Source organism: Streptomyces sp. NPDC042002 (genome assembly GCF_055588305.1).
In genome coordinates this window covers 25,985-50,992 of record NZ_JBVJCT010000039.1, presented here as the reverse complement: position 1 = coordinate 50,992, position 25,008 = coordinate 25,985, and the positions used below count along the sequence as shown (strand labels likewise).

The window sequence follows — 25,008 nt, the reverse complement described above, 5'->3', positions numbered from 1 at the left end:
CCTGCTTCCGGGCGGGGACGGAGGGATCAGCGGCTGCGGCTGCTCTTGGCCGCCGAAGCCTGTCGTGGGGGGCTCGGTTTCGTGGGCGGGGTGGTGCGGCGGGCGGCGAGGGAGCGGACGCGTTCGTCCAGAGCGGAGGCGATGTGTACGGCGTGCACGTCCCGCGACTGGCGGGTGACGACGTCCGGGTCGCGGGTCGGAAAACTGTGCAGGCCGCCCGTGCGCTGGACGGGAGCCGGATCGGCGAGTGCGGTGGTGAACGCGGCGACCAGGCGTGCAGGAGTGTGCCCGTCGAAGATGGCTTGCCACACTGGCCGGTTCAGGCCGAGTGTGGCACTGACGAACCAGAGGCCTGGATCGTCTACGCCCACCGAACGTTGGAGGTACGCGGTGTCGTCCGGCGACGCGAGGCTGCCTTTCCCGTAGACATTCGACCAGCCGATCTGTCGGAGCGGGCCGTACGGGTCGGACGGTGCGCTCGATGCTGGGGCCGGGTCGGTGAGGGCGTCGGTGACGGCGCCGATGAGTTCGACCGGGGTGCGGGCGCCGAAGCTCGCGTACCAGGCGGGCCGGTCCGGTTCTGCAGCGTGGTGCAGTGTCCACCACTGTCCGTCGGGTTCGGGCTCCAGGCGCAGGAGGGCTTTCCGGTCGGGGCTGGAGAGCAGGACGCGGGGCATCAGGGGATCGTTGCCGTGGGTCCAGCCGCAGGCGCGGTGGAGGGGAACGGTGATCCAGGCGGGGTCACCGCCGCCGGCCAGGTGGCGCGGGGCGATGAAGTCGACCTCTACGGTCTCGGGAGCCGGGGGCATGGTCACTTCCGTGCAGGGGTTCGCCGGTCGGCTGGGGCCGGCGCCGTGGTCGGTGGCGGGGCCAGTGGCGAAGGGGCTTTTCGGGCGGCGGTGTTGATCTCGCGGAGGGCCTGGCCGTGGGTGGCCCAGTCGTCGAGGTAGCTCCACGACTGGGCGTGGTATTCGGCGAGGGCGTCATCGAAGGCCGGGGTGCCGGGCTGGGCGTTGGCGGGGAGGCTGTCGCGGGTCTCCAGCCACTGCTCGGTGAGTTCGTCGAGCCGGTCGATCGCGGCCCGCAGGACGCTCAAGTGGTAGACCCAGCGGTGTTGCACCGCGGCGGTGGGGAGGCTTGTGAGCTGCACGTCGGCCGTGGCCAGCAGGTGGCGGGCGCCGGTGCTGATGTTCTCGAACGCTTCGGCGGTGTCGGCATCTCGCTGACTTGCGCGTATGCCGTAGGCGTGGTCGTCGTAGGGCCAGCCGTCGAGGTCGGTGTGCTCTTCGGAGTAGGCGTCCCAGGCGTCGAGGATCTTCTTGCTGTCGCTCAGGTAGCCGTCGAGGTGGCGGAGGAACTCGCGGTGGGTGGTGTGATCGGCGGAGATGAGGGGTCCTGTCGGTTCAGCGGCGAGCGGCCGGCTGCGCGGTGCCGGCCGGTGCCGGTGCTGGGGCCGTCGCGGGTTTGGTCTGCTGCTTCCGGGCGGCGCGTGCTCTCGCGCGGAGGGCGTCGATGCGGGTGGTGTGCGCGTCGGCCACCTGCTGGGGGCGCAGCGGGCTGGGTTCCTGTGCGGCGTTGTAGTGGGCGGTGCGTTCGTACATGCCGCGTTGCAGCGGGGCGGGATCAGCGAGCCCGATGGCGAACGCGGTCACGAGGCGGGAGGGCGTGTGAGCGTCGAACCAGGCGTGCCAGATCCGGGGGCCCACAGGGTGTCCGTATCCGGGTTCGCGAGTCTCGATGTGCCAGGACGCTGTGTCGCGGTCGTCGATGTGGCGCCGTTCGGTGTGGCACATCGCGTCTGGGGACTGGGCCGTGTCCGGCGCGTTGAGCTGCCAGCCCGCCGAGGTCAACACATCGCAGGGGTTGGGCTGTTCATGTGACTGCTGGGTGAGGAGGGCGTCGGTGACATGGCTGAGGATCTCGGCGGGGACGAGTTCACCGAACTCGGCGTACCAGCCTGTCTCGCTGTCGGTGGGCTCGGCCCGTAGCCGCCACCATGCGGACGTGGCGGACTGCGGGTCGAACTGGAGCCGGTAGCGAAGGTCGGGACTGCGCAGGACGATCTCGGCACTGAGTGGATCGGAGGTGGAGGTCCATCCGGCTGCGGCCAAGCCGTGGGTGACGTGGCGGGCGTCTCCGGGGCCGGCGAGGTGGCGGGGGCTGGTGTCGAACGGGATCTGCCGGGCGAGCTTGTCGGCGAAGGCGGCGAGCTGCCGTTCGCTCAGAGGCACTGGCGGCACCCCTTCTTGCTTGCGGAGGCGTTCCCGTAGGGGTCGCGGAGATCGTCCGGGACGTAGTGGAGGGGGTGCTGGTCGGCCTGCTTCCACGCGGCGAGGCGCAACCTGGTGCTCCGGAGGTCGACCTGTGCGGCGCGCGGAGTGTCCGGGTGTTCCTGTACTGCGCGGGCGCGGGCGCGCAGGGTGTCGGTGATCGGGACGGGCATGCCGGTGCGTTCGTCGAGGAGGGGTTCGGCGAGGGCGAGCACGGCTTGCGGGTCGGGGTTCTCGCGCAGGTAGTCGATGAAGTCGGACGGGGTTTCGGTCGGGGTGCGGATGGTGTCTGGGGTGAGTGCGAGTGCGGGCATCAGGCTCCTCGGGACGGGGACGTCGGGGTCAGCGGCGGGTCCGTGCTCCGCCGGCGGGGGCGTGAGGGCGGGCGGCGACGCCTGGGCGGGTGCTTCGGGCGCTGTTGTGGGCCCAGGCGGCGGCTCGGGCGGCCGTGATCCGGGCTTGCTGCCACGCACTGAGCTGGGAGGGTTTGACAGAGACGGACCAGGTACGGATCTGCGCGCTCAGCGGCACGCGTCCGCGCGGGCGCATGACGGGATCGGGGCTGGCGAGTTCGGCCGAGAAGGCTTGCACCAGGTGCATCGGCGTGTTCGACGTGAAGCTGGCCGTCCAGCCATTGCCCTCCTGGTCTCTCGCTCCGGTCCACCACAGCGCCTCGCCGTCGGGGCTCTGGTGGTACTGCATCCATGCGCTGCCATCGGGGTTGGTCGCCTGGTAGTTCTGGCCTTCGAAGCGCATGTCCCAGTTCTGTTCCTCCAAGGGAGCCCAGACGTTGGGGGCGTGGGCGGAGCGGGGACGGGTGAGGGTGTCGGTCAGACCGGCGACGATCTCCACCGGGACCTGCCGGCCCAGGTGAGCTGACCACTCGCCGGTAAGGCCGTCCGCTCTGCTGTGGATGGTCCACCCGCCGGGAAGGACGTACGGGTCGTAGGCGACACGGACGGAACGGTCCGGGCTCTCCATAAACAAGGGGCCGCCCGTTTTGGACTTGTCCCGCCATCCCGTGGCGCGCAGGAATTCGGAGACGTGGTGGACGTCGCCGCCGCCGACGAGGGCGCGGGGGCCCGACAAGGTAGTGCTGCTCGGGCTGCTCGCCCGTTCCCCAGCCCTGCCGTTGCTGCTTCACCGGCGTCGCCGGACTACGAGCGGTGCGGGTGTCGGCGCCGTCGCCGCGGTCGTGGCGGGCTGAGTTCCGACGTGCTGCAGGGTGTCCTTGTGTTCGTCCAGGTCGAGGCTGATGTCGTGGAGTTCGTTCGAGGCGCGGCCCAGGGCGAGCCACACCTCCGGCGGGAGGGCTCCTCGTTCGGCCTGGTCCTTGGCGAACACGCTGCCGGTGACGACGAGGTGGGTGATGCCGCCGAGGACTCCGGTCTCCGGGTCCAGAACGCGGGCGATGACCTGCGCGGCCTGGGGCGGGGGAAGCTGGGCGAGGTGGTCGGCGAGCTGACCGAGCTGGCGGGTGATCTCGTCGGCCAGCCTCACGGGGTAGGGGGCGGGATGGGACATGCTCCTCCGAGGCGGTGGACGGTCAATGGTGGTGGCGGTGCCCGACGCGTTGCGTCTCGGTGAGGGCGTCCTCGGGGCGGGCGCCGACCGGCGGGGAGACGCGGTCACGGACAGTGGGGATGCAGGCCTGCAGATAGCGGCGGAACAGGGCTGTCGCGAGTCGGGGCTTGAGCCGGTGGGTGATCGGTGGTGGTGTGCGGGGCGCTACGGGGTCTCTCCGATGGATCGAACGGGGCGTCTGGTGGCCCGGCTTCTAGGGCGCCCGTCGGCGCGCACTCAGGCGGAAGGCGACAAGGCCAACGTTGCCCGATGCGGCGCTGTACTTGGGGTATGTCGTCGACCAGCGCATGTGGCCGCTGCCAGCCGACGGCCTTGGTACTCAGTTCAGGTTGAACGCGTAGAGATGCACCTGGCCCCTTGCTTTGCCGGCACCGGCCCACGCATCCTCAGGACATCGAGAGGAGCAACGTTGACCAACCCCGCTGACGACGCATTCGCCGTAGCAGCAGCTCAGACCCGCAACGCCCGCCAGGACTGGGAGGACCAGCAACGGCGACTGGCCGAACGCAAACAGGCCGACAATCCCGTGGCAGACGGCCTGCTCCGCCGCTTTGCTGAACGCATGCGGGGCACCGAGTCGACCGACATCATCGTCGGCGATGGGCCAGCCACGCTCACCTACCGCAAAGACGGCCTGTTCAAGCGCACCCCGGTCTACGAGTACCTCACGCCGGACAAGGTTCGCGGCTGGGTCTTCGCTACGGGCCGCAGCCAACCCCAATACGGCACGCAGATCAGCCGCTACGGCTCCGGGAGCTGGAATGATCCCCCGGACTCAACGGTGTACAAGGTTCTGGCGGTGGATACGTTCGGCCAGCTGTATTTGGTCCGCTGCTGGAAGCAGCCGAAGGCTTTCGGTCTGGTGCCGATTTCGAGCGTCAATGCTCGGGGGAACGCAAATCAGGACTATGGCGCGTCTGACGGCCCGTGGAATGGGGAAGGCCTAGAAGTACTGCATTGGTGCGGCCAGTCAGGAGGTGGGCACACGCTTTTGGAGGCGAACCTGGAGCGCCGCCGGCAACTGGAAGACTTGAATGCAGCCTTGTACAGCGACGCGCGGGAGATCGACAAGTTCCTCGCGCCGGGCCTTGCAGCTGCCCTGGAGCAGATGGGCCGCTGACTCGCCCCTCCCGGAGGGTCCTCCGGGTATGAATTGTCCGTGCCATAGGAGCCAGAACGCTCTCGCCAGTCACGGTGACCGCCCGGCTCCTGCGCCCCGATCGGTCCGTACCCGACGCAGCGCGGCCGCGTAGACCAAGCCGCACTCCACCTCACCGCCCTCAGACGGTCCTGGCTGAGCTGTTCCAGCAGGTCGTGGAGCCTGCCATCGGCGCCGGTGGGGGTGTCGGCATGGATGGTGGTACTCAGGGCCTTGGCGTAGATCTCGACGTCCGTGCCGTATTCGTCGGCCAGGTTGGCCATGAATGTCTCTCCGGGTTCAACGGCGTCGGGCGGCCGACGCGCGGGCGTCGGCCGGGGCAGGCGGCATAGTGGCTGGGGCGGAGGTGGGCGCGGTCCGGTCTGCGGGGTGCTGGAGGGCGGTGCCGATGCCGATGGCGTCGAGCTGGGGGCCGATCTCGCGCAGGGCGCGGGCCTGCGCTCTGGTGTCGTCGCTGCTGAGGCGATAGATGCCGCTCTGCGGGTCCTGGATGAAGCCGTGCGCTTCGAGGACGGCGCCAGCCCCATCGCCGATGGGGGCGGTGGCGACGCTGCCGTCCTGCTGCCAGATTAGGACGACCCGGTCCGGCTGGACGGGCTGGATGCCGCCCAGGGCGCTGTGCCGGACCTGGGCGAGCGCGCTGTCGTAGCGGGCGAGCAGGTCGCCGGCGACCTGCGCGGCGCCCAGGAACGGGTCGTCCGCGAGAGCGATGCCGTTGGGCTCAGGGACGGCGCGATATGCCTTGTCGGGCAGGGCGCGCGGGGCGACGGCGGCGATGAGGAATCCCTCGCGTTCGTCGTGCCGGTGAAGGATGACGAGCTGGGCGCCGTCCGGGCGGCTCAGGACGGCGGCCTGCTGCAGCGGGTGCTCGGCGAGGGAGGCGGTGACCAGGTCGAGGTCCCAGATGCGGTCGGCGAGTTCGGCAAGGTCGTCCTTGGCGTCCGGCGGGAGGTGGGAGCTGGTCCAGGTGTCGGGGAGTTCGCCGGCGAGGACGTCGGCGTACGAGGCGAGGCGCTCGGAGTGTTCGTGGTCGTGCATGGTGTCCTTGGGCGAGGTGAGGGTCAGTGGCGCAGTCCGGCGGCCACCGGGGGCGGCGGAGCCGGGAGCGTGCGGGGCGCAGGCGGGCAGGCGCACACCGCGGAACGCTCGCGTTCGGTAGCGGGGACCTCCCCGGTGCAGGTGCTGCGGCCGGGGTGTGGGGCGTGCCGGTCGGCGAGCCTGTTGCGGGTGTCGGCGAGGTCGGTGCGGATGACGCGAAGGTGCTCATCGGCGAGGTAGCGCAGCCGCCGGGCTATATAGGGGTCGGCCGCCTGGCCGAGCCCGTCGTGGAAGTCGGCGGCGGCGGTGAGGACTTCGTCCAACGCGGCGAGAATGCCGTCGTGGGCGGCGGTCAGCTCTGTCAGCGCGTCGGCTGCCTCCTCCGTGGTGGTGGCGTCGCGAATGCGCTCGGCGAGGCGGGTGACGGAGGAGCCCAGCGGCAGGTACCTGGCCGGACGGGCGTCGGTGTCGAAATCCTCGTCGCAGTCGACGTGATACCCGGCGACCCGGAGGCGGGCGACGGCTTCGGTAGCGAGACGGGACTCGTCGTCCTCGGCGAGGCCCGTGGGGGCGCGGTGATAGGTCTCGTGGACGCGGACGACGGCGACGAACCCGGCACGTTGGAGGATGCTGTGTGCCTCGGAGTCCCCGCCGCGGGCGAGGAGCTCGTCGGAGTGCGGGTCACGGCGGATGTCCAGGAAACGGTCGGAACGGGGCAACGAGACGTCTCTCCTACGGCGATCGAGGGGTGGTGCGCCGGACGGCGGCCGGGAAGGCGGCGACCCGGGGCTGGACCAGGTGCGCGGCGGTGCTGTCGAGGTCCTGCTGGATGGCGTGGAGGCGGCGGGCGATCAGCTCCAGGCGGTGCGCCGATTCGGCGGCGCCGGCCTGGTGGGCGATCCGGTGCGCGGTGTCCTCGACGAGTCCGCGGACTGCGGCCAGCGGGCCGGTCTGCTCGTCGGCGAGCTGTGTGAGGACGCTCGCGAGCTGGGCCGATGCCGTGGGCGCCGTGCGGAGGGCGGGCCGCGCCGTGGGCCCGGTGTGTACGGGGATCAGGCGGAGGTCCTGCTCGATGCGGCGCGCCTCGTCCGCAAGGCGCCGCACGATGTCTGCGGGCGGTGCGTGCCACGCGCCGTCGAGGTGGATCAGGTTGGCGATCAGGTCGAGGCGCCGGGGCTGCGCCTGCACAGCGATCCACCGGCAGCCGTGCTCCTTGCCGGGAATCTCGATACCGGCGGCCCGCGCGAGCCGGAAGGCGGCCTCGGCCCACTCGGAGCCGGTCAGCTCCCGGTCGTCCGGGTGAAGTTGGACGTCGACGTGGAGGATCGCCCGCCGGTCATCATCCGGGCCGGCGGCGAACGGATGCTCCAGGTACGGGTCTTCGAGGTGCTCGGCCCACTGGACGGACGTCCAGGTCCTCTGCTCGTCGTCCAGGGTGAAGTAGTCCAGGCCCGGCCAGTGGGCGACGACCGTATACTCCGTCAGGCCCTCGTTCGGCGAGACCGGCCGCCCCAGCGCCTCGGCGAGCCGGTCGTGCGGGGTGTGGGTCCGCTCATGGAGCCAGGGAATCACCTGCCGCCCCGGATGTCGGCGATGTGTACGAGCTGGTTGAGGACGGTGGTGGTGTACCAGCCGCAGTCGATCAGCTCGTCACGGCCGGCGAACCGCGGAAGAAGAACGTCCTCCATGGCCCGCAGGTGGATCAGGCAGTCCGGGCAGCGCCGCGAGAGATGCACGAGATAGCGGGGGTGGGCGGTGACGTAGGACTGGGCGCCGCCGGTCGCATCACGCAGCCGCCATCCGTCCTCGTCGGTCGGGGTGTGCCAGGACGGGGCGACGACACGCATCGCGTCTCCCCACAGTTCCCCGCCGGTCACCCCCTTGAGGACGACGACGCTGTCACCGGCCTGGAAGTGCTGGTGCGTGATGTCCCGGTGGGGGGTGAGCGGGTCGGGCATAGGCGCGAACGCCCAAGTGGGCGGGGGCTGGGACATGCGGTTCCTTCCACGCAATCGGTGGCGGGGCGGGAGGAACAATGGTCCGGAGGAACGCCGGTTTGGCTAACCGGCGATCACCGGCTATGTTCCGCCGCCGTCAGCGGAACGGGTTCTCCGTCCCGCGGTCCGCCTCGGTGGCCGCGTCGAGGAGTTCGAGCACGTCGGTGCCCTCTGCGTCCCGCTGGTCGATCCACCACCCGGCGCGGGAGACGGCACGGGCCTTCTCCTCCAGCTCCGCCCAGTCCGCCTCGTCCCAACTGCCCTCGACGACCAGCGCGGTGTGCGCGGCCGTCATCAGCTGGTGGCGGGATCGCTCACCCCAGTCCAGGGCCTTCTCCGGCCCCTCCAACTGCGGCATGTCGAACTGCTTCGCCCACGCGAGGGCCGCCTCCTGCTCCGCGGCGCGCTTGCCTGCGAGCCACTCCTCCTTGGACTCGGTGTCGGCGTCGCGCGCCGCCTTCCAGCAGTCGGTGCAGTCCTTGGCCGCGAGCCAGCGGGCGAAACCGGCCCGCTTGTCGGCGGGACGGTTGGACAGGTCATGGACGACCTGGTGGGAGCAGGAATGCTCGACGGTCCACTGTGTGCGGACGGCCATATGGGAACTCCTTAATAGGGTTGGAAAGTGGGTGGGGCTGCGCCCCTGATCAGGGCGTTTGTTGAACCTCGGGACGGACGATGGTGTCGGCCGTACTGGTCCAGGTGTCCGGCTGGACCGAAGCGTCGGCGCGGCGGGGCCACGAGAGCGAAGGCCGCGACGGCTGCGGGAGCGCACGCCGACCCGGGCTGCAACCAGGGACCGGTGCCTTCTCGGTGCTCAGCGATGGCGGGAGGGCGTGCTGGCGAGAGGCGGCGGCGTGGGGGGTGCGGTGTCCACGGCGGAGCGCGGGCGGGCCCGCAGCACGGGGGTGCGGTGGGGAGGCAGGACAGCGACGGTCGCGCCGAGGTCCTCAGCCGCTTCTTCGACTTCGCGGGTGAGGAACTCGACCTGCCGGCCGAGCGCGGTGAGACGGGCGGCGATCTGCCGGCCCTTCACGGTCTCCAGCGCGTCGGCGAACTGGCCGCTGGTTTGCAGGAGTTCCTGGAGGCGGACCATCGGCCCTGCGGCGTATCCGCGCTGGGTAGCGCTGAGGAGAGCGTTGGACGCGTCACCGGCGTGCTGGGCATCCACGACATCCCGGATGAGTTCCTGGAGCGAGATTTCAGGGGCGAGCTCGGGCCGGTTTAACCCTGAGACATCGGCGCGCAGCACACCTGGCGGGACCGGGGCTGGTAGTGCCTTCCCCGCCTCGTATTCGTGGGCGTAGTGCCCGATCACTTGCCAGCCCGGTGCGTCCGGGTCGCCTCGCAGCGCGACCAGCGTCGAGTCGTCGTCCTCGATCAGATGGGCGAGGGTGATCGGCTGTCCGTCGGCGGCGTACCACGACTCGGTCAGCTCCAGTTCGCCGCGCCTCTTCGCGGCCTGCGCCCTCTCGGTCCACCTCCGCTGGTCCTCTCCAGTCAGCGGGGCCTTGTGGTGCTGGCCATCGCTCTGGTCGGCGAGGTTGCTGACGATGAAGCTGTGATCCGCCCAGGCGGCAAAGTGTGGCCACAGGACCGCGTGCTGCATGGGTTCGGCTGCCGAGCCGGGGCTGGCCGGCCGGTCCAGCGCCCGGCGGATCTCGGCGGCGGAGACGGCCAGGCCGTCCAGCACTGCCCGCCACCCCGCCACGTGCCGGGCAGGTGGCAGCTCGTCGAGCGCGCGGCGGGCGGCATCGAGCAGAGAGTCGGCGTGCGGGGCGAGGTGGGTGGTGTATGCCTTCACGGCCGCTGTGCTGCGGTGGGCTCGTGCGGCTGCCGCGGCGCCTTCGTGAACGGTGCGGCCGTAGCGGTCGCGCGTGAGGTCGAGCGCGGCCTCGGTCTCGCGGTCGATGACCGCCATGCGCAGCCGGAAGTCGCGTGCACCGTCAGCGGGTTCGGGGGCAGCCGACAGGGCGCCGTCGGGGGCCGGGTTGCTTGCGGACGTCATCGAGGCCGCCCGCCGCCCCGGGGCCTCAGGTGGACGGTCGGTGCGTAAGCGGGCTCCGGTGGGACCGGCCGGCCCGACGGCGGGGAGGTGGTGGGCGGTGTGGCGCGCTGCGTGGTTCGGCCGGCGGCGGCCTGGGCGAGACGGCCGTGGCGCCCGTGGACTCTGTTCGGCTGGACCGGGTGTGGTGGGCTGGCGGAGACGGCCGGGTCGAGGCGAATGTCGGCCTGCACGGTGCAGCCTTGGCGACGGAGATCGTGGACGGCCTGGCGCGTGCGGCGTTGACCGTCGCGCTCGGGCTCGCTGAGCCGGTACAGGCCAGCTTCACCCGGGACGGGCTCGAACTGCTCGCGCTGCAGGTACCAGTGGGCGAGGTGCGTGGGCATGGCGGAGGTGAAGGAGGCGACGAATCCGTGCGTGTCGTGGGCGCCGAAGGCGAAGTGGGTGCCGGGTTGCAAGGGGGCGGTGTTCTCCTCACGTTGTCGGTGCGGAGCTGTCAGTGGCCGCGGTGCGCGGGACGGGCCGCGGCAAGGGAGCGGACCGGCGCGGAGACGGGGAGGACCGGGCGTCGGCGGGGTGCGCTCACGCGGGCTTGGCGCAGGAAGATCTCGCCGTCGGTGAGCCAGGTCTCGATGGCCGGCCATGCCCGGCTATTGCGCTCCTGCGACGGAAGGGGGCTGCCGTGGACGACGTCGTCCAGCAGGGACTCGGCGTCGGTCACAGCATCGGTCAGGCGGGACAGCGCTGCGGCGTCGTCGGGCCACGGGCTGCTGGCGGGGTGGCACCGGTCGATCAGTGTCGGTGCGTGGTCGATGACGGTGAGGAAACTGCGCCAGGAGTGGTCGAGGAACTCCTCGGTCGCCGCGCCGAGGACGGCGGCGCTGAGCGGGGTGGCGTCGCTGTAGCGGGCGGAGGCGATCACGGTCTGCCAGGTGTCGCGCTCGGAGCGGATGCTTTCGAGTGCGGCGGCGATGGCTGCGCTTTGGCGGGCGTGGACGGCCTGTTCGTAGGAGGGCAGGTACCGGTCGGCGACCGCCCGGGCTGCCCGTCCGGCGACCGGCGGCAGGACGATACTGCGCGGGGCGTGCGGATCGCCGTAGCCGGTTTCGAGGCTTTCCGGGGCGAAGGCGCCGACCAGATAGTCGAGTTGATGGCCGGGGCGTTCGACGAGCAGCAGCGTGGTGCCGTGCACCGTGTCGGTGAGCGTGGCGGCGTAGGGAATCCGCTCGCTCTGGACGGCACGGCCCAGTTCGCCGCTGTCCCAGATCCAGGGCACGAGGTCTTCCTGCCAGGCGGGGTGGGAGTAGATCTCGACCGACGCGCTCCACTGGCCGGGCAGGAGGCCGGCGAGGTCGCGGGCCGCGTCGCCGATGAAGCGCCGGCTGCTCGCGTGCACGCTGGTGCGGTGTCGTTTCGCGCACGTGACCAGATCGACCACTGTGGCTTCGCTGCCGCCTGCCGGCAGGTGGTAGACGCTCTCGTCGTCCCGGCGGAAGCCGGTCTCCGCGAGGGCGGTGTGCGCCCACGGGTACCGCTCGCCCGCGGCGATGGCGACCAGGCCCGAATCCCGGCTGCGCGACAGGATGATCTGTGCCTCAGCCATGGACCAGGTCCTCGCCGCGGCCCACGACAGCGCGGAGGCTGCGGCCGTACTGCCGGACATCTTCTCGGGCCTCCGCCGCCAGCGGGGTTTGACCGTGGACGAGTGCCGGATTCCGGGCGCAGTCGGCGCCGACCGGGCGGGGCAGAGCAAGAGTGCGGGTGCGGGGGTCCTGCGTGAGAGGGGCCGGCAGGTGGTCGGGTGTGGCACCGTCGAGTGCGATCAGGGCCTCCCACGGCACGGACTGTCGGGTGAGGCTGGTGTGCACGGCGGTCAGGGAGTCGAGCCGGTCTTCGTATAGGCGTCTGGCGATGACGACGGTGATCGGGGGCGTGGTGTGCTGGGGCAGGGGAGGCTCCGGGAAGACGAGGGGAATCTAGCGGCGTGTGGCGGGGCGCGTGGTGCTGGCCTTGGCCGGGGGTGCGGCGGGAACGCTCTGGGGCGGCGTGCTGCGCGGCGCCTGGATGGCCGGCGCGGGGTGGAGGGAGGACCAGGCTGCCGGGTGGTCGCTGAAGGCGGTGCGGGGGTCGGTGGCCCAGTCCACGACTGGTCCGACGTCCTCGTGGAGGAGGCTGATCACCTCGATTCCCTCTTCGCGAAGGATGTAGCCCCACTGCATGTCCTGCTCGTCGGCGGTCTCGTCGGTGACCGTCATGCGTACCGGCGGGAAGCCGTCCGGGGTGATCAGGCGGTCGAGGGTACGGCTGGGCCAGTGCTCGCCGCCGGTCAGTGCGGCCACGAGCGTGGGCGGGGCATCGTCGAGGAGATCGGTGCCCAGCTCGTCCCAGCCGACAGCGACATCGTCGATGAGGTGGCGGGACATGGCCTCCAGGTCGCGTCCGAACCGGTGCTGGTAGGCGGCCAGGAGGAGAGGCAGATGGTGGCTGGGTACGCCGTCGAGTTGGACGTGGATGCCGCTGTACCCCGTTCCGTCGGTGGGGCGGGCGATGAAGGAGCGTGTGGACAGGGAGTTCTCCGGATCGAGTAAGGGGCTGTGGGGGCGTTCGGCCGTCATCGCGGCGGTGTGTGGCTCGTGGGAGGGGACGCGTCTACGCAGGGTTTGACCAGGAGGGGACCGGGGGGCCGGAGGCGTCGGTGCGGGCGCAGGTGTAGCCGATCAGGTGAGACGGCCCGGACTTCGCGGGGACGGTGGCGGCGTCGTTGCACACGAACGTGTACGTGATGGAGGTGCGGGGCACGTCGTGGAGCCAGGTCCGGTCGTCCTTGCCGGGGTTGATCTGGAGTCCGGAGTGCGCGACGGCGTCGGTCTGGGTGTGCGTGTGGGAGAAGAGGATCAGCGCGCCGCCGTCGGTGGTCTTGAGGGCGTAGGCGTCCTTGTAGGGGTTATAGGCGCTGGCGAAGTCGGTGGTTGCCTGGTTGCCGTAGCGGGTGCCGGTCTTGTCGTGGACCTCGATCTGCCGCTTGCTCGCCTTGGTCGGCGCGAAGAGTTTCGTTCCGGTGTTCGTGCCTCCGGTGGCGAAGTTGTCGATTACACCTGTGCGCAGCAGGTCGGCGCCGGCCGCCAGCTGTTTGTTGCCGTTCGAGGCGACGGCCGTCGCGTACCCGTCCCGGTCGAGGGCGATGTCGGGCAGTTTCTGGCTGTCGAGGTCGACGACGGACACCAGCTCCCATCGCTGGTGCTGGGGTCGTTCGGCGAACACCCCCAGACGCGAGGGGGCCTTGCCCTTCTCGTCCGAGAGCGCGGCGGCGAACCAGCGGTCCTGCCCGGCGGCCAGGCGCGGGATGTACAGCTTGGCGTTCACCAAGTCGTAGGACCACGGCTTGTACGGCTTGCGGTCCGCCGCGGAAAGCCCTTCAGTCTCGGTGTAGTCGGAGAGGGACATCGCGTACAGCGGGCCGTCCTCGACGGTGTCGAGCAGGTGCCGGTTACGGTCGGCGTTGGCCTCGTTGTTGATCTTCGAGTAGTGGGTGATCACGTTGCGGGCCTGGGCGGCGCTGAGGCTCGGAGCGGGCTTCGGGGCGGTGCTGGCACTGGGCGTCTGATGGGCGCGGGCGGTGCCGTCGTCCTCAGCGCAGCCGGTGAGGGCCACGGCGAGGACGGTGGCGCCGACGAACAGCGGCAAGGTCGGGCGAGCGATGCGGATGGAGGCTCCAGGATGCGGAGGGGAGGGAATCAGCGTGTATGGCTGGTCGTTGGTGCGGTCTTCGGTGCCGTCGGCGGAAGGGCGGCGCTGGTGGTGGGCGCCTAGTGGCGCAGGTTCACGCCGATGCCCTTGGCCGTGAGCTGTTGGACCACGCCGTGGACGCGAAGGGCGCGACCGCTGTCCCCGTATGAGGTGGGCAGGAGGAACGCTGCTTGGTGCGGGTCGTACTGGAAGCCATGGGCGTACAGCGTCATGCGGGCATCGGCAGGCACGCTCTTGTACGGCGCGCCGAGGGCTCCGTCGCCGTACAGGGTCAGGGTGAGGACCTGGTCGACCTGCGGCGGGCCGGGCCTGTGCGGGGGGTCGGGCTGGTCCGCCGCGTTGGCGAGCACCTGTTGCAGGGCCTGTTCGTAGCGGGGCAGCACGCGCCGGGTGACTCGTGCCGCCGCCCGCGCGGGGTCCTTGGGAACGGCGATGCCGTTGGGTTCCTCGACCGCGGCGAAGTGGTGGGGCTTGATGTGCATGCCGTCTGGGGTGAGCGGGGCGACGACGAACTGGTGCGGGTCGCGGGGCCGGTCGGCCACGTACAGCCGCTGGTCGCCGGGCCCGTGGAGTACGGCGTCGTGGGTGAGGACGTACTGGCTGACGATGTAGTCGACGTAGCCGGTGTCCCAGAGCCGCTCGGTGCGGGGGAATCGGTCCGCATGCTGCGCGTGGCGCTGATACTTGCTGGTCCAAGTGCCGGGCAGACGGGCGGCCAGACCGGCAGCGAAGGCGGACAGGTCGGTGCGGGGTGAGGTCATGTGTTCCTGGAGGTAGGCGGTGGTCCGGAGTCAGTGCGTGTGCCGCGGCTGCGCCACCGGGAGGACTCGCGGGGAAAGGGACGGCGGACGGTCTGGGGCGGACGTGAGCTGAGGGGCGGGCACGAGCCGGGTTAGCGCCCGCATCCGGTCCTCGGCCACGTGCAGGACCTCCCCGAGGGCGCGGATCTCGGCGGCGGCGTCGGCGAGGTCGTGCGACAGATCGAAGCCGTCGACCTGCTCGGCTTCCTTGGCCTTCTTTCCGGCCGCCTCGAAGAAGTCGCTGAGTTGTTCCAGCAGGCCGTTGACCGGGTCCAGGATCTGGTGCAGGAGGGCGGCGGCGTCAGCGTGCGACTCGGTTGCGTTGAGCTGGTCGGTCAGCGCGCAAAGGGCGTCGCCGTAGACGTAGACGGTGGTGCCGTCCGCGGTGTCGCGGGTGTTCGGGGTCTCGGGTGCGTGAGGCGTTGGCGTCGCGGTGGACGCGAGCGCGCTTGCGGTGGGTGGGACGGGATGTGGCAGCAGCCCGAGCTGGGTGAGTCGCTGGTCGATTGCTTCGATCAGGGGCGCGGCGCTGCTGCCGTGCCGCGCCTCGGGGCGCTCAGGGACACTCGGGTCGGCAGAGGGTGCCGAGTCGTAGAACACCTCGAACGGTGCTTGGTCGTCGGGGTGCTCACGGGTTGCGATCCAGCCCTCCGGATTTCCGGGCGGGCGCTCGGAGGGGGGCTCCTGCGGCGGGCCGATGATCAGGTAGCTGTCGTCGGGGAGCGACACGCGCACGATGTAGGCGCTGAGGCCGAACTCGATGTCGCACTCCAGCCCGCGCTCTCGCAGTGGTGTGGTGATGTGCGCATGGCGGCGCCACAGCTCCTGCCACCACGGGGTGTCCACGTTGCGATGATCGGGAAGCGGTGCGAGCGGAGCCACGCGGCGGGCGTCTGGGGTACTTGTCTCGTCAGCGGCCACGGCTCCTCCTGCGGGAGGCCGACGTGGGGTGCGGCGCAGGTGTCTGGTGAGCGGGGTTGGCTTCCTGCTTCGGAACCGGACTGAAATCGAGTTCGGACTGGTCGTAAGTGGCGATCAGGTCGTGTTCCATCTGGGCTTCGCGGTCGGCGATCTGGGCCATGAGGTCGTGCTCTGCTTGGCGCTGTTGGTACGCGGTCCAGTCGGCGTCGCTGAAGTGGGCGGGGCGGTTCAGGGGACTCCTTGAAGGGGTGGGGGTCGGCCCAGGTCAGCGGTGGCGACCGCCCGGCCGGGGCGGCGGCACGGGGCTCTCGCTGTGGGAGGGCGCGGGGAAGAAGCGGTGGAAGTCGAGGTGGTCGTCGAGTTCCTTGGCGGCGTCACGGAGGGATTCCGATGTGCGCCGCAGGTAGGCGCGGGCCGTGGCGTGGTCGATGACCATGCGGTTCTTGAGGTAGCGCTGGTCGGTTGGGCTGGCGGCGCCCGGCAGGACGAGGGAGGCCTCCGCAGTCTCCGCGAAGTGCGATGCCGCGTGGGCCGACATGGTGCTCGCCGTTGCGAGGCGGGCCAGGGTGGCCCGGCCTGCTCGGTTCGTGCTGTGCGGGCTCGCGGCGAAGTCGCCAGTGAGCCGGACAACGTCGCGGGAGAGGTCCTGTGCGCCGGCGGCGTGCTGGAACAGTTCGGTGGAGGAGGGCTTGGCCGGCACGTCTCCGCTCTCGTCCAACAGCTGCCACTGCTGGGCGCTGTCGGCGAACTTGGCCTTCATCGCGTTGAGCGTGCCGATGAGGTGGAGAGTGTCGTTGCGAGGTATCAGTTCGCGCTGGATATCGGGTGTCATGAGCCTCTTGCGGTTCAGTGCATGCGAGCGTCGGTGTCGAAGAGCGCCAGCTCGTGCGCGTGCAGGAGGTGCTGCACGATGAAAGATCGTCCGGCGACCTTCCACAGGCCACGCCCTCGGTTGAGGTGGGCGATGGCATCCATTTCGACGGAGGTCAGGCCGAGCAGCGAGGCTGCGGCGTGGAGTTGGTCGGTCTCCTGGCGGTAGACGATGCGAGTGGAGCAGTCTGCGAGAAGCCCCTCGGCCAGGGCGCGCCCCTGCGATCCGGCGTCGCCGGCGGTGAGCAGGTCACTGAGCCGGTGGATCACCATGAGGTTCGCGATGCCGAGCCCGCGGCTCAGCTTCCACTGGGCCTGCATGCGCTGCAGCAGACCGACGTGTCTCATCAACCGCCATGCCTCGTCGTACACGATCCAGCGCCGGCCGCCGTTCGGGTCGGAGAGGGCGGATTCCATCCAGGCGGAGGCGCAGGTCATCGCCAGGACGAGGGCGGTGTCGTCGCCGGAGCCGCCGAGCTGGGACAGGTCGATGGTGAGCATCGGCGCGCGGGGATCGAATGTGACGGTGGAGGGGGCGTCGAACATGCCGGCCAGGTCACCGTGGACGAGGCGGCGCATCGCGTGGGCGAGGTCGCGGGCGGCGTCGCCGAGTCGGCCCGACATCATCGCGGCGGCCTCGTCGAGCGCGCCGGGGTTGTTGAGGGTGGCGGCGATGTCGCCGAGGAGCGGGGTGCGGCCGGCGTTGACGGCGCGGGTGACGACGCTGTCCAGGGCGACGTCCAGGGCGGTGTGCTCCATGGGCATCAAGTCCCGGCCCAGCACGGTCCGGGCCAGCGAGCCGAGCAGGAGCAGGCGCCGTTTGCGGATCTCGCCGACCCAGTCGGCCTCGGAGACGCTCTCCGGGCGCGGGGCCGCGTCCAGCGGGTTCAGCCTGCCGGGAAGTCCCGGGCCGAGGGCGACGGACCGGCCGCCGAGGGCTTCCGCCACCGGCGTCCACTCACCCTTCGGATCGCACGGCACGTAGACGCGGTATCCGAAGGCCACCGAACGCAGGGCGAAGCTCTTGGCGAGCGCGCTCTTGCCCTGGCCGATCACTCCGGCGAGCAAGAGGTTCGGGTTGGTGAAGCCTTCGATCTTGCCGTACAGGGCGAACGGATCGAAGACGAACGACGCCTCGGCGTGGACGTCGCGCCCGATGTAGATGCCCTCGGCGCCGAGTCCGCCTTCGGCCAGGAAGGGGTAGGCGCCGGCGGCCACGGCGGTCGTCATGCGGTGGGCGGGCAGCTTCAGCCGGTTCTGGCGGGCGGAGGCGGGACCGGGACGTCCGCTCGGAGGGTAGAGCGCGGCGGGCATCTTATGCTCGGTGGAGGTGCTTTCGGCCTGGTGGGCGCTGGCTTTCGCGCGGGCCGTGACGGTGGCTTCGGCGAGCCGGCGGCGGGCGGCCTTGCGGCTGGCACGGTCGGTGCCGTGGGGGGTGAAGAGCGGGCTGGCGGAGGCGCGTCGGGGGCCGTCGTTTCTGCGGGTGGTGCTCATCGCACGCAGGCCGTGGTGTGCGGGCGGAGGTCGGCGGGGGTGGTCTTGCGACGGATGATGTGCCCGGCGGCGAGGTGACGCTGGCAGATCGTCAGCACGGGCAGCCCCTCGGGCAGCCGCTCGGGATGGCATGCGCTCAGCTCGGCTTCTGCTGCGATGTCGCTGGGTAGCAGGTGGAAGGCGGAGTGGACCTCGCTGGTGGCCTGCCAGAGGCGGGTGTGCGCGGTGGCGAGGCGGCGGCCGGCGGCGGGATGCTCAGGCCGGGTGTTCTCGGCGAGCCGATCCAGGAGCTGGAGCAGGGCGCTGAGGTGGGCGTGCAGCACGTCAAGGTGCAGGCGGTCCGCCGACCGCGGCGGGTTCACTTCCGACGGCGCCAGTGCCCGCGTGTGGTGGCGGACTCCGGCGCTCGCGGCGCGGAGGTAGGGGTGCGCGTCGCCCGGACGCGTGCGAGAGGTCAAAGGTGGCTGGTCCTTCCTGCCCGGAGGCAGGGGCGGCGACGAGTGTTTCGTCGCGGATGATCGAAGAACGGTGCGCGGGCCCGGGTCACAGCGCGGTGCGGGCGAGCGGGAGCGCGGCGAGGGCGAAGGCGTCGGGCTGCTGGTAGTTGAGCCGTCGCAGGTCGACGCCCGAGGTGACGGCATGGGTCTCGATCTGCGCGCAAGCGGCGTCCAGGAGGGCGTCGGTCTCGGCCGTGACGGTGACCAGGCCCGTCAGGGCCACGTCCGCGTGCCCGGCGATGAGCTGGCGCTCACGCGTCTTGACGTCGGCGTACTCGACGGAATCCTCTTCGGAGTCGACCTGCCCCCGGCGGGCGCGTTCGTTGGCGTCGGCGATGATCGCGGCCTTCTTCCGCTGGACGTCCCGCAGCGCGGACTCCAGTCCCTGCGGCACGTAGATGAGGGAGAGGCTGCGGCGCACGCCGGCCGTGAACATGATCCCGTGCAGGAACCCGGCTCCCATTTCGGTGCGCGGCCAGTTCTCCACCCAGTACGTCGCGTGCCGTGCGCTGTCCGTGGCGAGGCGGTCGTACTCCTCGAACTGGACGACAGGCCCGGCGGCGGCGGGGTCGGCCTCGGCGCGACCGGTCTCGGACCACTGCTGGAGCGCGGCGAGCGCCTTCGGGTCGTAGGCGGTGCGGATGACGGCGGCGATCTCCCGCGCGGTCAGCCAGCCCGTGACCATAAGTCCGGCGTTGCGGGCGGCCTGGGCGACGGACGCGGTGGTCTGCACCATGACGGTGAACGCCCCGGGCAGCCCTCCGCCGGCCTGCGAGATCAGGCGCCGGGCGGCCTTCAGGTCGAGGGAGATGGCGAGGTAGCTCTCGTGCGGGGCTGCGGCAGGTCCTGCGGAGGCGACCAGTTCGGAGTAGATCTGTCCGGCGACCGGGGTCTGGGGCTGCCCGTTGTGGGTCCAGTGTCGGATGAGGGTGTCGCCGCTGTCGGGGACGGTACGTTCCAGCACCTGCACGGTGGCGATGTGCCCGGTGCGGGCGATGCCCGCCAGGGCCCGTCCCCAGCTGGCGACGTTGTGGTTCTGGGTGGCTGGGTCGAGGAGGGCGAACGCGCGGGAGGTGACGCGTGCGACGGCGGTCAGGGTCTGCCGGTGCGGGTCGTGCACGGCCCCGGCCTGGTTGGCGGAGTCGCCGGGGGTGACCACCTTGAGGGAGACGGCGGTGCCGGGCAGGTGCAGGACACCGTCCTGCCGGGGCCGGGTGACGGGCCGGGCGAGCCAGAGGCTCTGGCCGGTACGGCGGCGGTGTGCGTAGCGGGCGACGATCGGAGCCCAGTCGATGAGAGAACGGCCGTGCCGCCGGATCGCGACGAGCGCACCGGATGCCGCCCACAGCGGTGTCAGGGCGACGGCGCCGAGCAGCCCGGTGGAGATCACCGTCATCAGCAACAGCGTCAACATGCCGGACGAAAGGACGAGTTGGGGCAGAGAGAGACCGAGGAGGATGCCACGGCGGGACCGGTGCGGGAACTTCACCGTGACCGGGGCGACGGAGAAATCAGTCAAGGGGCGGGTCCTGGAGACGCGGGCGGAACCCGGGGGCGGGAGGCAGCGTGCACGTCCCGCCCCCGGGAGTCGGGCAGGGGATCAGCGACCGGTCGGTGGCAGCGGCGGTGAGGCCGACCCGCTGGACGTGGCGTTCTGCGAGCCGGAGGGCGGCGGTGCACCCTGCGGTGGCGGGGTTGTGGTCGGCGCCGTGGACCGCCATCTGTCACTTTGGCCGGACGCGGCGCTCGCGCCGGATCCGCCCGGCCCCGGGCTGCCGCCCACCTGGCCGCTGGTGTCGTTGGACACGCGCGTCGGCGCGGGCTGGACGGCCCTCTCCAGACCGGAAGAGACGCCCGTTCCACCACCGTGCGAGCCTTCCTTGCCCTCTCCTCCGCCGGTCGGGTTGGCGGCGATGTCGCCGGGAAAGCCGCCCCCGCCACCGGCGTCGGGACCCTGCGGGGCGGCGCCCGCTCCGGCTGCCGCGCCACCGGTTCCGGCGGTGGCCGCAGCCGCGGCGGCCTTACGCGCGGCCTTCTCGGCATGGGCCTTGGCGATCTGCGCTCCGGCGCCGCCGGCCCGGTGGATGGACTCGCCGTCAGTGCCGTCGGCTGCCCAGTGCACGAACTTGAAGACGGCGTACGGGCAGAGCAGCACCAGGACCATGATCACGATGCCGGACATGACGTCGGCCAGAGCGGCGATGCCGTCCTTGGCCTCGGTCTTGCCCATGGCGGCGATGCCGAGTACGAAGATCACGGTCATCAGGAGCTTGGAGACGACGAGGGTGGCGGTGGCCTCGATCCAGCCCTTGCGCCAGCGTCTGGCGACCTCCCAGCCGCCGCCGGCGGACGCGAAGACGGCCAGCGTGACCATGACGAGGATGCCGACCTTGCGGACCATCATGACGCACCAGTAGAGGAAGGCGCCGATGGCGGCGCCGAGGCCGGCGACGACCGGGACGAGCCAGCCCAGGCCGGCCAGTGACCCGATCTGATTGACCTTCACGATGCGGCGTACGGCCGACTCGATGTTCAGGTGCGCCGTCTTGAACAGGCCGTCGGAGACGGCGTCGACCACCTCGACGGCGACCGTGGTGAAGGCGATGGCGCAGAAGGCGAACAGGACGCCGCTCATGGTGCCGGTGAACGCCTGTGCCAGGGCTTGTCCGTCGCGTCTGACGGCGGCCCGGACCAGCTGCGCGCAGAACGTCGCGACCAGCATGGTCAGGCCCAACGGCAACAGCATCTCGTAGTTGTCGACGAACCATGCGGCGTTCAGGTCGACCTTCGTGGTGGTGTCGACCGCCTCGGCAGCCAAGTCGGCTGCGGCGGCTGCCAGTTCACCTGCGGACTTCGCCATCCAGTCACCGATGGCCTTGCCGGGGTCCGAGGCGAAATCCACCGCGTCACCGACCGCACACAGTTTGTCGGCCAGGGGGTAATCACAGAAACCCACGGGGGAGTTACTTCTCCAATCTTGGGTCAGAAGCGGGTCACTGCGTGACGCTCGGAGCGATGGCGGCGAGAGTGCAGTCGTGGTCGGGACGGCACTGCACGGCGAGGGTCACCGCGCGTTCCTCGGCTCCGACGCCGCCCTTCTTCCAGACGATCTGCTGCTTGCCGTTGACGGTGACGACGTAGATGTACGCCTCGGTGATCGCGGACGGGTCGTCGGCCAGGGCCTCCTTGAAAGCCGAGGGGTAGTGGCCCTCGGTGACGCCGGCACTGGCGTGCTGGTCCTGGTCGGCCATCCGCGACCACAGCACCGGATCGGGAACCTGGCCGGAGACGGAGGCCCAGTCGGCGTACCTGGTCTCGCTGGTCATCCAGGCCCGCATGCCGGCGAGCTGCTGGTCGCGGCTGGTGTCGCGGGTGTCGTAGGACCACAGCATCTGGGCCGCCGCCTTGGCGTAGGCGACCGGCTCGGCGATCTGCGGCGGCTTGGGAACCGACCCCGATCTGGTGGCGGACTCCGGCGCGGCCTCGGAGGAGGACGGGCTGTGCGCCGGAGCTGACGCGGCGCTGTCCGGGGCCTGCTGGCTACGTCCGCCGCCGGACAGCAAGGCGACGACGCCGGCGCTGGCGAGCAGGGCGGCGACGATCAGAGCGACGATCGCGATGCGCCGGTTGGCCGACCAGCCCATGCCGTACGAGGACAGCGAGAGGGAGGGGAATCGTGTCCGCATCAGTGGACCTGCGACCCGAGGGCCGAGAAGAAGCTCACGATGCCGTTGGCGGCACCGAGGCCGAGGGCGGCGCCCGCGGCGACGACGGCGCCCTTCTTGCCGTTGGCCTCGGCCTGGTGGCCGCCGGTGTGGTGGCCCCAGGCCCATACGCCGAGCGAGACGGCGAGGGCGCCGACGACGGCGATGATCCCGAACAGGTTGATGCTGTTGACGACGTTCTTCAGCACGGCGAGGCCGGGCAGGCCGCCGCCCTTGGGCGAGATTCCTGGGTCGTAGGCGAGCTGGATGACGCGGTCTGCGAGGGGGAGGGGCATGGCTGTGGCGGGACTCCTTGGTGGCTCGCCCGGAGCGGTGCCGGGCGGGGGCGGCGTCAGAGGACGCGGCGGGCGGCGAGGATGGCCCAGTCCTTGATCGGGGTGATCCGGACCGGCTTGGTGGTGCGTGGCGCCTCGATGACGAGGCCCTCGCCCATGTACATGCCGACGTGCTCGGGACGGGCGGCGCTGCCGCGGCTGAAGATCAGGTCACCGGGCTGGAGTTGGCCGGGCGAGACCGCCTTGCCCTCGTTGACCTGCGTGTACGTGGTGCGGGTGAGGGTGACGTCGGCGTGCGCGTATGCCTGCTGCATCAGGCTGGAGCAGTCGCAGCGGCCCATGGGGTCGGGGCCGTGCGCGTTGGTGCAGGATCCGCCCCACTGGTAGAGCGTGCCGAGCTGGTGCATCGCCCATTCGATGGCCTTGCGTGCCTTCGGGTCGGCGTCCTTGGGGATCGTGTATCCCTTCGGAACGCTCCCTTCGGGGATGCGGCCGAAGCCGGAGCCGTCCTGAGTGCAGGTGGTGCCGGTCACGGGCGGCCTGTCCTGGCTTGGATCCTTGCCGTCCGGGTTGTTGCCGTTGCCGGGGAAGGTCTTGGCGATGGCTTCCTGTAGCGCGGTGGCCAGGTTCTCCCATTGCGCGTACGCGTCCGGCAGCCCGGACTTCTGGACGGCCTGCGCGGCCTGGGTGACGGTCATCTGCTGCCAGCCGTTCACCTTGAGCAGGTGCTTGTAGAACTGCTCGGAGGCGTAGACCGGATCAAGGATCTGCTGGGCGCTGCCCCATCCCTGCGAGGGACGTTGCTGGAACAAGCCGAGGGAGTCGCGGTCGCCGGAGCCGAGGTTGCGCAGCCGGCTCTCCTGCATCGCCGTAGCGAGCGCGATGATCTGGCCCTTCTTGGGGACGTCGAGGCTGATGCCCGTGGCCACGATCGTCTGGGCGTTGGGGACCTGCTCGGCGGGCAGGTCCAGGCCCTCGATGTGGACGTTCTTGCCAGAGGCGCCGTCGAGAATCTTGGTGACCTGCTCGGCGACTTTGTCCGTGTCGATGTCGGTCAGGCAGCTGTTGAAGGAGCTGCTGGTCTTCACGGCTTCGGCGGAGGAGGCCAGCATCATGCCGGTGCTGGCGATCAGGATCGGGGAGAGGAAGACGACGCCGATGCCGGCGGCGAGCGCCTTCAACCGGAGCGGATCACTCGCGGGTCGGCGAATTCGGGCAGCGGTGGGTAGCGAGACGTCATGGACGTGTCCTTCGGGATGCGGTGTCCGGCGTGCCGGGTGCGCGAGGCGGGGTGGAAGGGCGCGGCGGCCGGGGTGGGCGATCGGAACGGGCCGGCGTGGGCGAGTTGCCGCTCGCTCCGCGTGGCCGGACCGTGGGCTAGATGTGCCGGGGCAAGAGGAAACCTCCGGAGGCGTGGCGGGCAGTAGCCGACGGCGGTGTGCGCCGGGCGGTTCAAAAACAGTAGGCGCGGATGGGCGGTTGACCAAAAAGTCGGCGTGAGGTGCCGGAATTCGGCACCTTGGCAACGCACTTCTTGGTCGTCGGCGGATTCGCCTCTACAGTTTTTGGGATCCCCTCGCCCTCCTCGGTCCGCGGCCTCGGGCTTTGGCCCGCCCGAATTTCGGCGCCCGAGGGCTCCTGCGCGAGACAGGTATTCCCTCCACGCTTCCACACTCGAATTGGGGTTTCCTCTTTGCCTTTTTCCCTGCACCAGGGTGACGCACTCAGCGTTCTCGCCGGCCTGCCGGACGACTGCGTCGACTCCGTCATCACCGACCCCCCGTACAACAGCGGGGGCCGGACCGCGAAAGAGCGCACCACCCGGTCCGCGAAGCAGAAGTACACCTCCGCCGACGCCCAGCACGCCCTGCCGGACTTCACCGGCGAGAACATGGACCAGCGCAGCTACGGGTTCTGGCTGACGCAGATCATGACCGAAGCCCACCGCCTGACACGCAGCGGCGGCACCGCGATGCTGTTCACCGACTGGCGCCAGCTCCCCGTCACGACCGACGCGATCCAGGCGGCCGGGTGGCTGTGGCGCGGAGTGCTGGCCTGGCACAAGCCGCAGGCCAGGCCGCAGAAGGGCCGGTTCACCCAGAACTGCGAGTTCATCGTCTGGGCGTCGAAGGGGGCGATCGACGGCTCCAGCAATCCCGTCTACCTGCCCGGCCTCTACAGTGCCTCGCAGCCCTCGGGGGCGAAGCGCCAGCACATCACGCAGAAGCCCGTCGAGGTGATGCGCGAGCTGGTCAAGATCAGCCCCGAGGGCGGCACGGTGCTCGACTTCTGTGCCGGCTCCGGCTCCACGGGCGTCGCCGCCCTGCTGGAAGGCCGCGACTTCATCGGCGTGGAGAAAACGCCGCACTACGCGTCGGTCGCGGCCGACCGGCTCGCGGAGACGATCCGTGAAACCCTCACCCAGGACGACGTGACACTCACCGTCTGAGCCGCAACGGCGCCTGACGTTACGGTGACCGGCACCTGCTGGGGGCCCTTGGCTGCATTCCGCCGGCCGGCCCGTTTGCCGCCGCTTCCGCTTTCCTCTCATTCCGCGTCTCGTAGGAGGCCGTACCTTTTATGCCCGAATCCAAAGAATCCGCGGACGGCGGCGAGTTGGAGCCGGTTC

29 protein-coding genes and 1 pseudogene are annotated in these 25,008 nt (G+C 70.7%); 2 read left to right on the top strand and 28 right to left on the bottom strand.

All coding sequences use genetic code 11. The annotated features are described in order from the left end of the window. Nucleotides 1-26 precede the first annotated feature (26 nt). The 6 genes and pseudogenes from ACZ6KY_RS35375 to ACZ6KY_RS35350 form a co-directional block, all read right to left on the bottom strand. Nucleotides 27-809: an SPDY domain-containing protein gene (locus tag ACZ6KY_RS35375; protein WP_469314347.1), complete on the bottom strand. Its 783-nt coding sequence runs from the start codon at nucleotides 807-809 to the stop codon at nucleotides 27-29. A gap of 2 nt (nucleotides 810-811) precedes the next feature. Next, nucleotides 812-1,150: a hypothetical protein gene (locus ACZ6KY_RS35370; RefSeq protein WP_469314346.1), complete on the bottom strand. Its 339-nt coding sequence runs from the start codon at nucleotides 1,148-1,150 to the stop codon at nucleotides 812-814. A 253-nt stretch (nucleotides 1,151-1,403) separates the two neighbouring features. Then, nucleotides 1,404-2,231, bottom strand: coding sequence for an SPDY domain-containing protein (locus tag ACZ6KY_RS35365; RefSeq protein ID WP_469314345.1), 828 nt, complete (start codon nucleotides 2,229-2,231; stop codon nucleotides 1,404-1,406). After that, nucleotides 2,222-2,584: a hypothetical protein gene (locus ACZ6KY_RS35360; RefSeq protein ID WP_469314344.1), complete on the bottom strand. Its 363-nt coding sequence runs from the start codon at nucleotides 2,582-2,584 to the stop codon at nucleotides 2,222-2,224. Before ACZ6KY_RS35360 ends, ACZ6KY_RS35365 begins: the two co-directional genes overlap by 10 nt. 28 nt (nucleotides 2,585-2,612) lie before the next feature. Beyond that, nucleotides 2,613-3,414, bottom strand: a pseudogene (locus ACZ6KY_RS35355) (SPDY domain-containing protein). Beyond that, nucleotides 3,411-3,794: a hypothetical protein gene (locus ACZ6KY_RS35350; RefSeq protein ID WP_469314343.1), complete on the bottom strand. Its 384-nt coding sequence runs from the start codon at nucleotides 3,792-3,794 to the stop codon at nucleotides 3,411-3,413. Before ACZ6KY_RS35350 ends, ACZ6KY_RS35355 begins: the two are co-directional and overlap by 4 nt. Nucleotides 3,795-4,263: 469 nt before the next feature. Here ACZ6KY_RS35350 and ACZ6KY_RS35345 point away from each other — a divergent pair, with 469 nt between their 5' ends. Beyond that, nucleotides 4,264-4,974, top strand: coding sequence for a hypothetical protein (locus ACZ6KY_RS35345; protein ID WP_469314342.1), 711 nt, complete (start codon nucleotides 4,264-4,266; stop codon nucleotides 4,972-4,974). A gap of 318 nt (nucleotides 4,975-5,292) precedes the next feature. Here the strand turns inward: ACZ6KY_RS35345 and ACZ6KY_RS35340 are convergent, their stop codons facing one another. From ACZ6KY_RS35340 to ACZ6KY_RS35235, 22 genes are all read right to left on the bottom strand, one after another. Then, complete coding sequence (locus tag ACZ6KY_RS35340; protein ID WP_469314341.1) at nucleotides 5,293-6,051, bottom strand: hypothetical protein; 759 nt, start codon at nucleotides 6,049-6,051, stop codon at nucleotides 5,293-5,295. A gap of 23 nt (nucleotides 6,052-6,074) precedes the next feature. Further along, nucleotides 6,075-6,770, bottom strand: a complete 696-nt coding sequence (locus ACZ6KY_RS35335; protein ID WP_469314340.1) for a hypothetical protein — start codon at nucleotides 6,768-6,770, stop codon at nucleotides 6,075-6,077. Nucleotides 6,771-6,783: 13 nt separating this feature from the next. Beyond that, nucleotides 6,784-7,623, bottom strand: coding sequence for a relaxase/mobilization nuclease (locus tag ACZ6KY_RS35330; RefSeq protein WP_469314339.1), 840 nt, complete (start codon nucleotides 7,621-7,623; stop codon nucleotides 6,784-6,786). Further along, nucleotides 7,620-8,045 carry a hypothetical protein gene (locus ACZ6KY_RS35325; protein WP_469314338.1) on the bottom strand — a complete coding sequence of 142 codons (426 nt, stop codon included), beginning with the start codon at nucleotides 8,043-8,045 and terminating at the stop codon, nucleotides 7,620-7,622. Before ACZ6KY_RS35325 ends, ACZ6KY_RS35330 begins: the two co-directional genes overlap by 4 nt. A 100-nt stretch (nucleotides 8,046-8,145) precedes the next feature. Continuing rightward, on the bottom strand, nucleotides 8,146-8,643 hold the full coding sequence (locus ACZ6KY_RS35320; protein WP_469314337.1) for a hypothetical protein: 498 nt from the start codon (nucleotides 8,641-8,643) through the stop codon (nucleotides 8,146-8,148). Between the two features lie 219 nt (nucleotides 8,644-8,862). Next, nucleotides 8,863-10,053 (bottom strand): hypothetical protein, encoded by a 1,191-nt coding sequence (locus ACZ6KY_RS35315; RefSeq protein ID WP_469314336.1) that lies wholly within the window; start codon nucleotides 10,051-10,053, stop codon nucleotides 8,863-8,865. Further along, nucleotides 10,050-10,508, bottom strand: a complete 459-nt coding sequence (locus ACZ6KY_RS35310) for a hypothetical protein (RefSeq protein WP_469314335.1) — start codon at nucleotides 10,506-10,508, stop codon at nucleotides 10,050-10,052. Before ACZ6KY_RS35310 ends, ACZ6KY_RS35315 begins: the two co-directional genes overlap by 4 nt. 38 nt (nucleotides 10,509-10,546) lie before the next feature. Continuing rightward, complete coding sequence (locus ACZ6KY_RS35305) at nucleotides 10,547-11,653, bottom strand: hypothetical protein (protein WP_469314334.1); 1,107 nt, start codon at nucleotides 11,651-11,653, stop codon at nucleotides 10,547-10,549. Continuing rightward, a complete protein-coding gene (locus ACZ6KY_RS35300; RefSeq protein WP_469314333.1) occupies nucleotides 11,646-11,918 on the bottom strand; it encodes a hypothetical protein in 273 nt (90 codons plus the stop codon). Before ACZ6KY_RS35300 ends, ACZ6KY_RS35305 begins: the two co-directional genes overlap by 8 nt. A 108-nt stretch (nucleotides 11,919-12,026) precedes the next feature. Beyond that, entirely contained in the window at nucleotides 12,027-12,665 is a 639-nt protein-coding gene (locus ACZ6KY_RS35295; RefSeq protein WP_469314332.1) for a hypothetical protein, read from the bottom strand. Nucleotides 12,666-12,699: 34 nt separating this feature from the next. After that, the gene (locus ACZ6KY_RS35290) at nucleotides 12,700-13,734 is read right to left on the bottom strand and encodes a DUF8094 domain-containing protein (protein ID WP_469314331.1); all 1,035 of its coding nucleotides are present in this window, start codon (nucleotides 13,732-13,734) and stop codon (nucleotides 12,700-12,702) included. 122 nt (nucleotides 13,735-13,856) lie between these two features. Beyond that, complete coding sequence (locus tag ACZ6KY_RS35285) at nucleotides 13,857-14,558, bottom strand: hypothetical protein (RefSeq protein WP_469314330.1); 702 nt, start codon at nucleotides 14,556-14,558, stop codon at nucleotides 13,857-13,859. 30 nt (nucleotides 14,559-14,588) lie between these two features. Further along, nucleotides 14,589-15,443 carry a hypothetical protein gene (locus ACZ6KY_RS35280; protein WP_469314329.1) on the bottom strand — a complete coding sequence of 285 codons (855 nt, stop codon included), beginning with the start codon at nucleotides 15,441-15,443 and terminating at the stop codon, nucleotides 14,589-14,591. A 64-nt stretch (nucleotides 15,444-15,507) separates the two neighbouring features. Next, nucleotides 15,508-15,678, bottom strand: coding sequence for a hypothetical protein (locus ACZ6KY_RS35275; protein WP_469314328.1), 171 nt, complete (start codon nucleotides 15,676-15,678; stop codon nucleotides 15,508-15,510). Between the two features lie 105 nt (nucleotides 15,679-15,783). After that, on the bottom strand, nucleotides 15,784-16,350 hold the full coding sequence (locus tag ACZ6KY_RS35270; protein ID WP_469314327.1) for a hypothetical protein: 567 nt from the start codon (nucleotides 16,348-16,350) through the stop codon (nucleotides 15,784-15,786). A gap of 14 nt (nucleotides 16,351-16,364) precedes the next feature. Then, the gene (locus ACZ6KY_RS35265) at nucleotides 16,365-17,882 is read right to left on the bottom strand and encodes a VirB4 family type IV secretion system protein (RefSeq protein WP_469314326.1); all 1,518 of its coding nucleotides are present in this window, start codon (nucleotides 17,880-17,882) and stop codon (nucleotides 16,365-16,367) included. Further along, entirely contained in the window at nucleotides 17,879-18,340 is a 462-nt protein-coding gene (locus tag ACZ6KY_RS35260) for a DUF6238 family protein (protein WP_469314325.1), read from the bottom strand. Before ACZ6KY_RS35260 ends, ACZ6KY_RS35265 begins: the two co-directional genes overlap by 4 nt. An 85-nt stretch (nucleotides 18,341-18,425) precedes the next feature. Further along, nucleotides 18,426-19,898, bottom strand: a complete 1,473-nt coding sequence (locus tag ACZ6KY_RS35255) for an SCO6880 family protein (RefSeq protein ID WP_469314324.1) — start codon at nucleotides 19,896-19,898, stop codon at nucleotides 18,426-18,428. Nucleotides 19,899-19,979: 81 nt separating this feature from the next. Further along, the gene (locus tag ACZ6KY_RS35250) at nucleotides 19,980-21,335 is read right to left on the bottom strand and encodes an SCO6881 family protein (RefSeq protein ID WP_469314323.1); all 1,356 of its coding nucleotides are present in this window, start codon (nucleotides 21,333-21,335) and stop codon (nucleotides 19,980-19,982) included. Between the two features lie 37 nt (nucleotides 21,336-21,372). Continuing rightward, nucleotides 21,373-22,065: a hypothetical protein gene (locus ACZ6KY_RS35245; RefSeq protein ID WP_469314322.1), complete on the bottom strand. Its 693-nt coding sequence runs from the start codon at nucleotides 22,063-22,065 to the stop codon at nucleotides 21,373-21,375. Next, a complete protein-coding gene (locus ACZ6KY_RS35240; protein ID WP_469314321.1) occupies nucleotides 22,065-22,379 on the bottom strand; it encodes a DUF6112 family protein in 315 nt (104 codons plus the stop codon). Before ACZ6KY_RS35240 ends, ACZ6KY_RS35245 begins: the two co-directional genes overlap by 1 nt. 56 nt (nucleotides 22,380-22,435) lie before the next feature. Then, the gene (locus tag ACZ6KY_RS35235) at nucleotides 22,436-23,560 is read right to left on the bottom strand and encodes a C40 family peptidase (RefSeq protein WP_469314320.1); all 1,125 of its coding nucleotides are present in this window, start codon (nucleotides 23,558-23,560) and stop codon (nucleotides 22,436-22,438) included. Nucleotides 23,561-24,072: 512 nt separating this feature from the next. On the opposite strand from ACZ6KY_RS35235, the gene ACZ6KY_RS35230 reads away from it, so the two are divergent. After that, nucleotides 24,073-24,828 carry a DNA-methyltransferase gene (locus ACZ6KY_RS35230; RefSeq protein ID WP_389092012.1) on the top strand — a complete coding sequence of 252 codons (756 nt, stop codon included), beginning with the start codon at nucleotides 24,073-24,075 and terminating at the stop codon, nucleotides 24,826-24,828. Nucleotides 24,829-25,008: the final 180 nt, after the last annotated feature.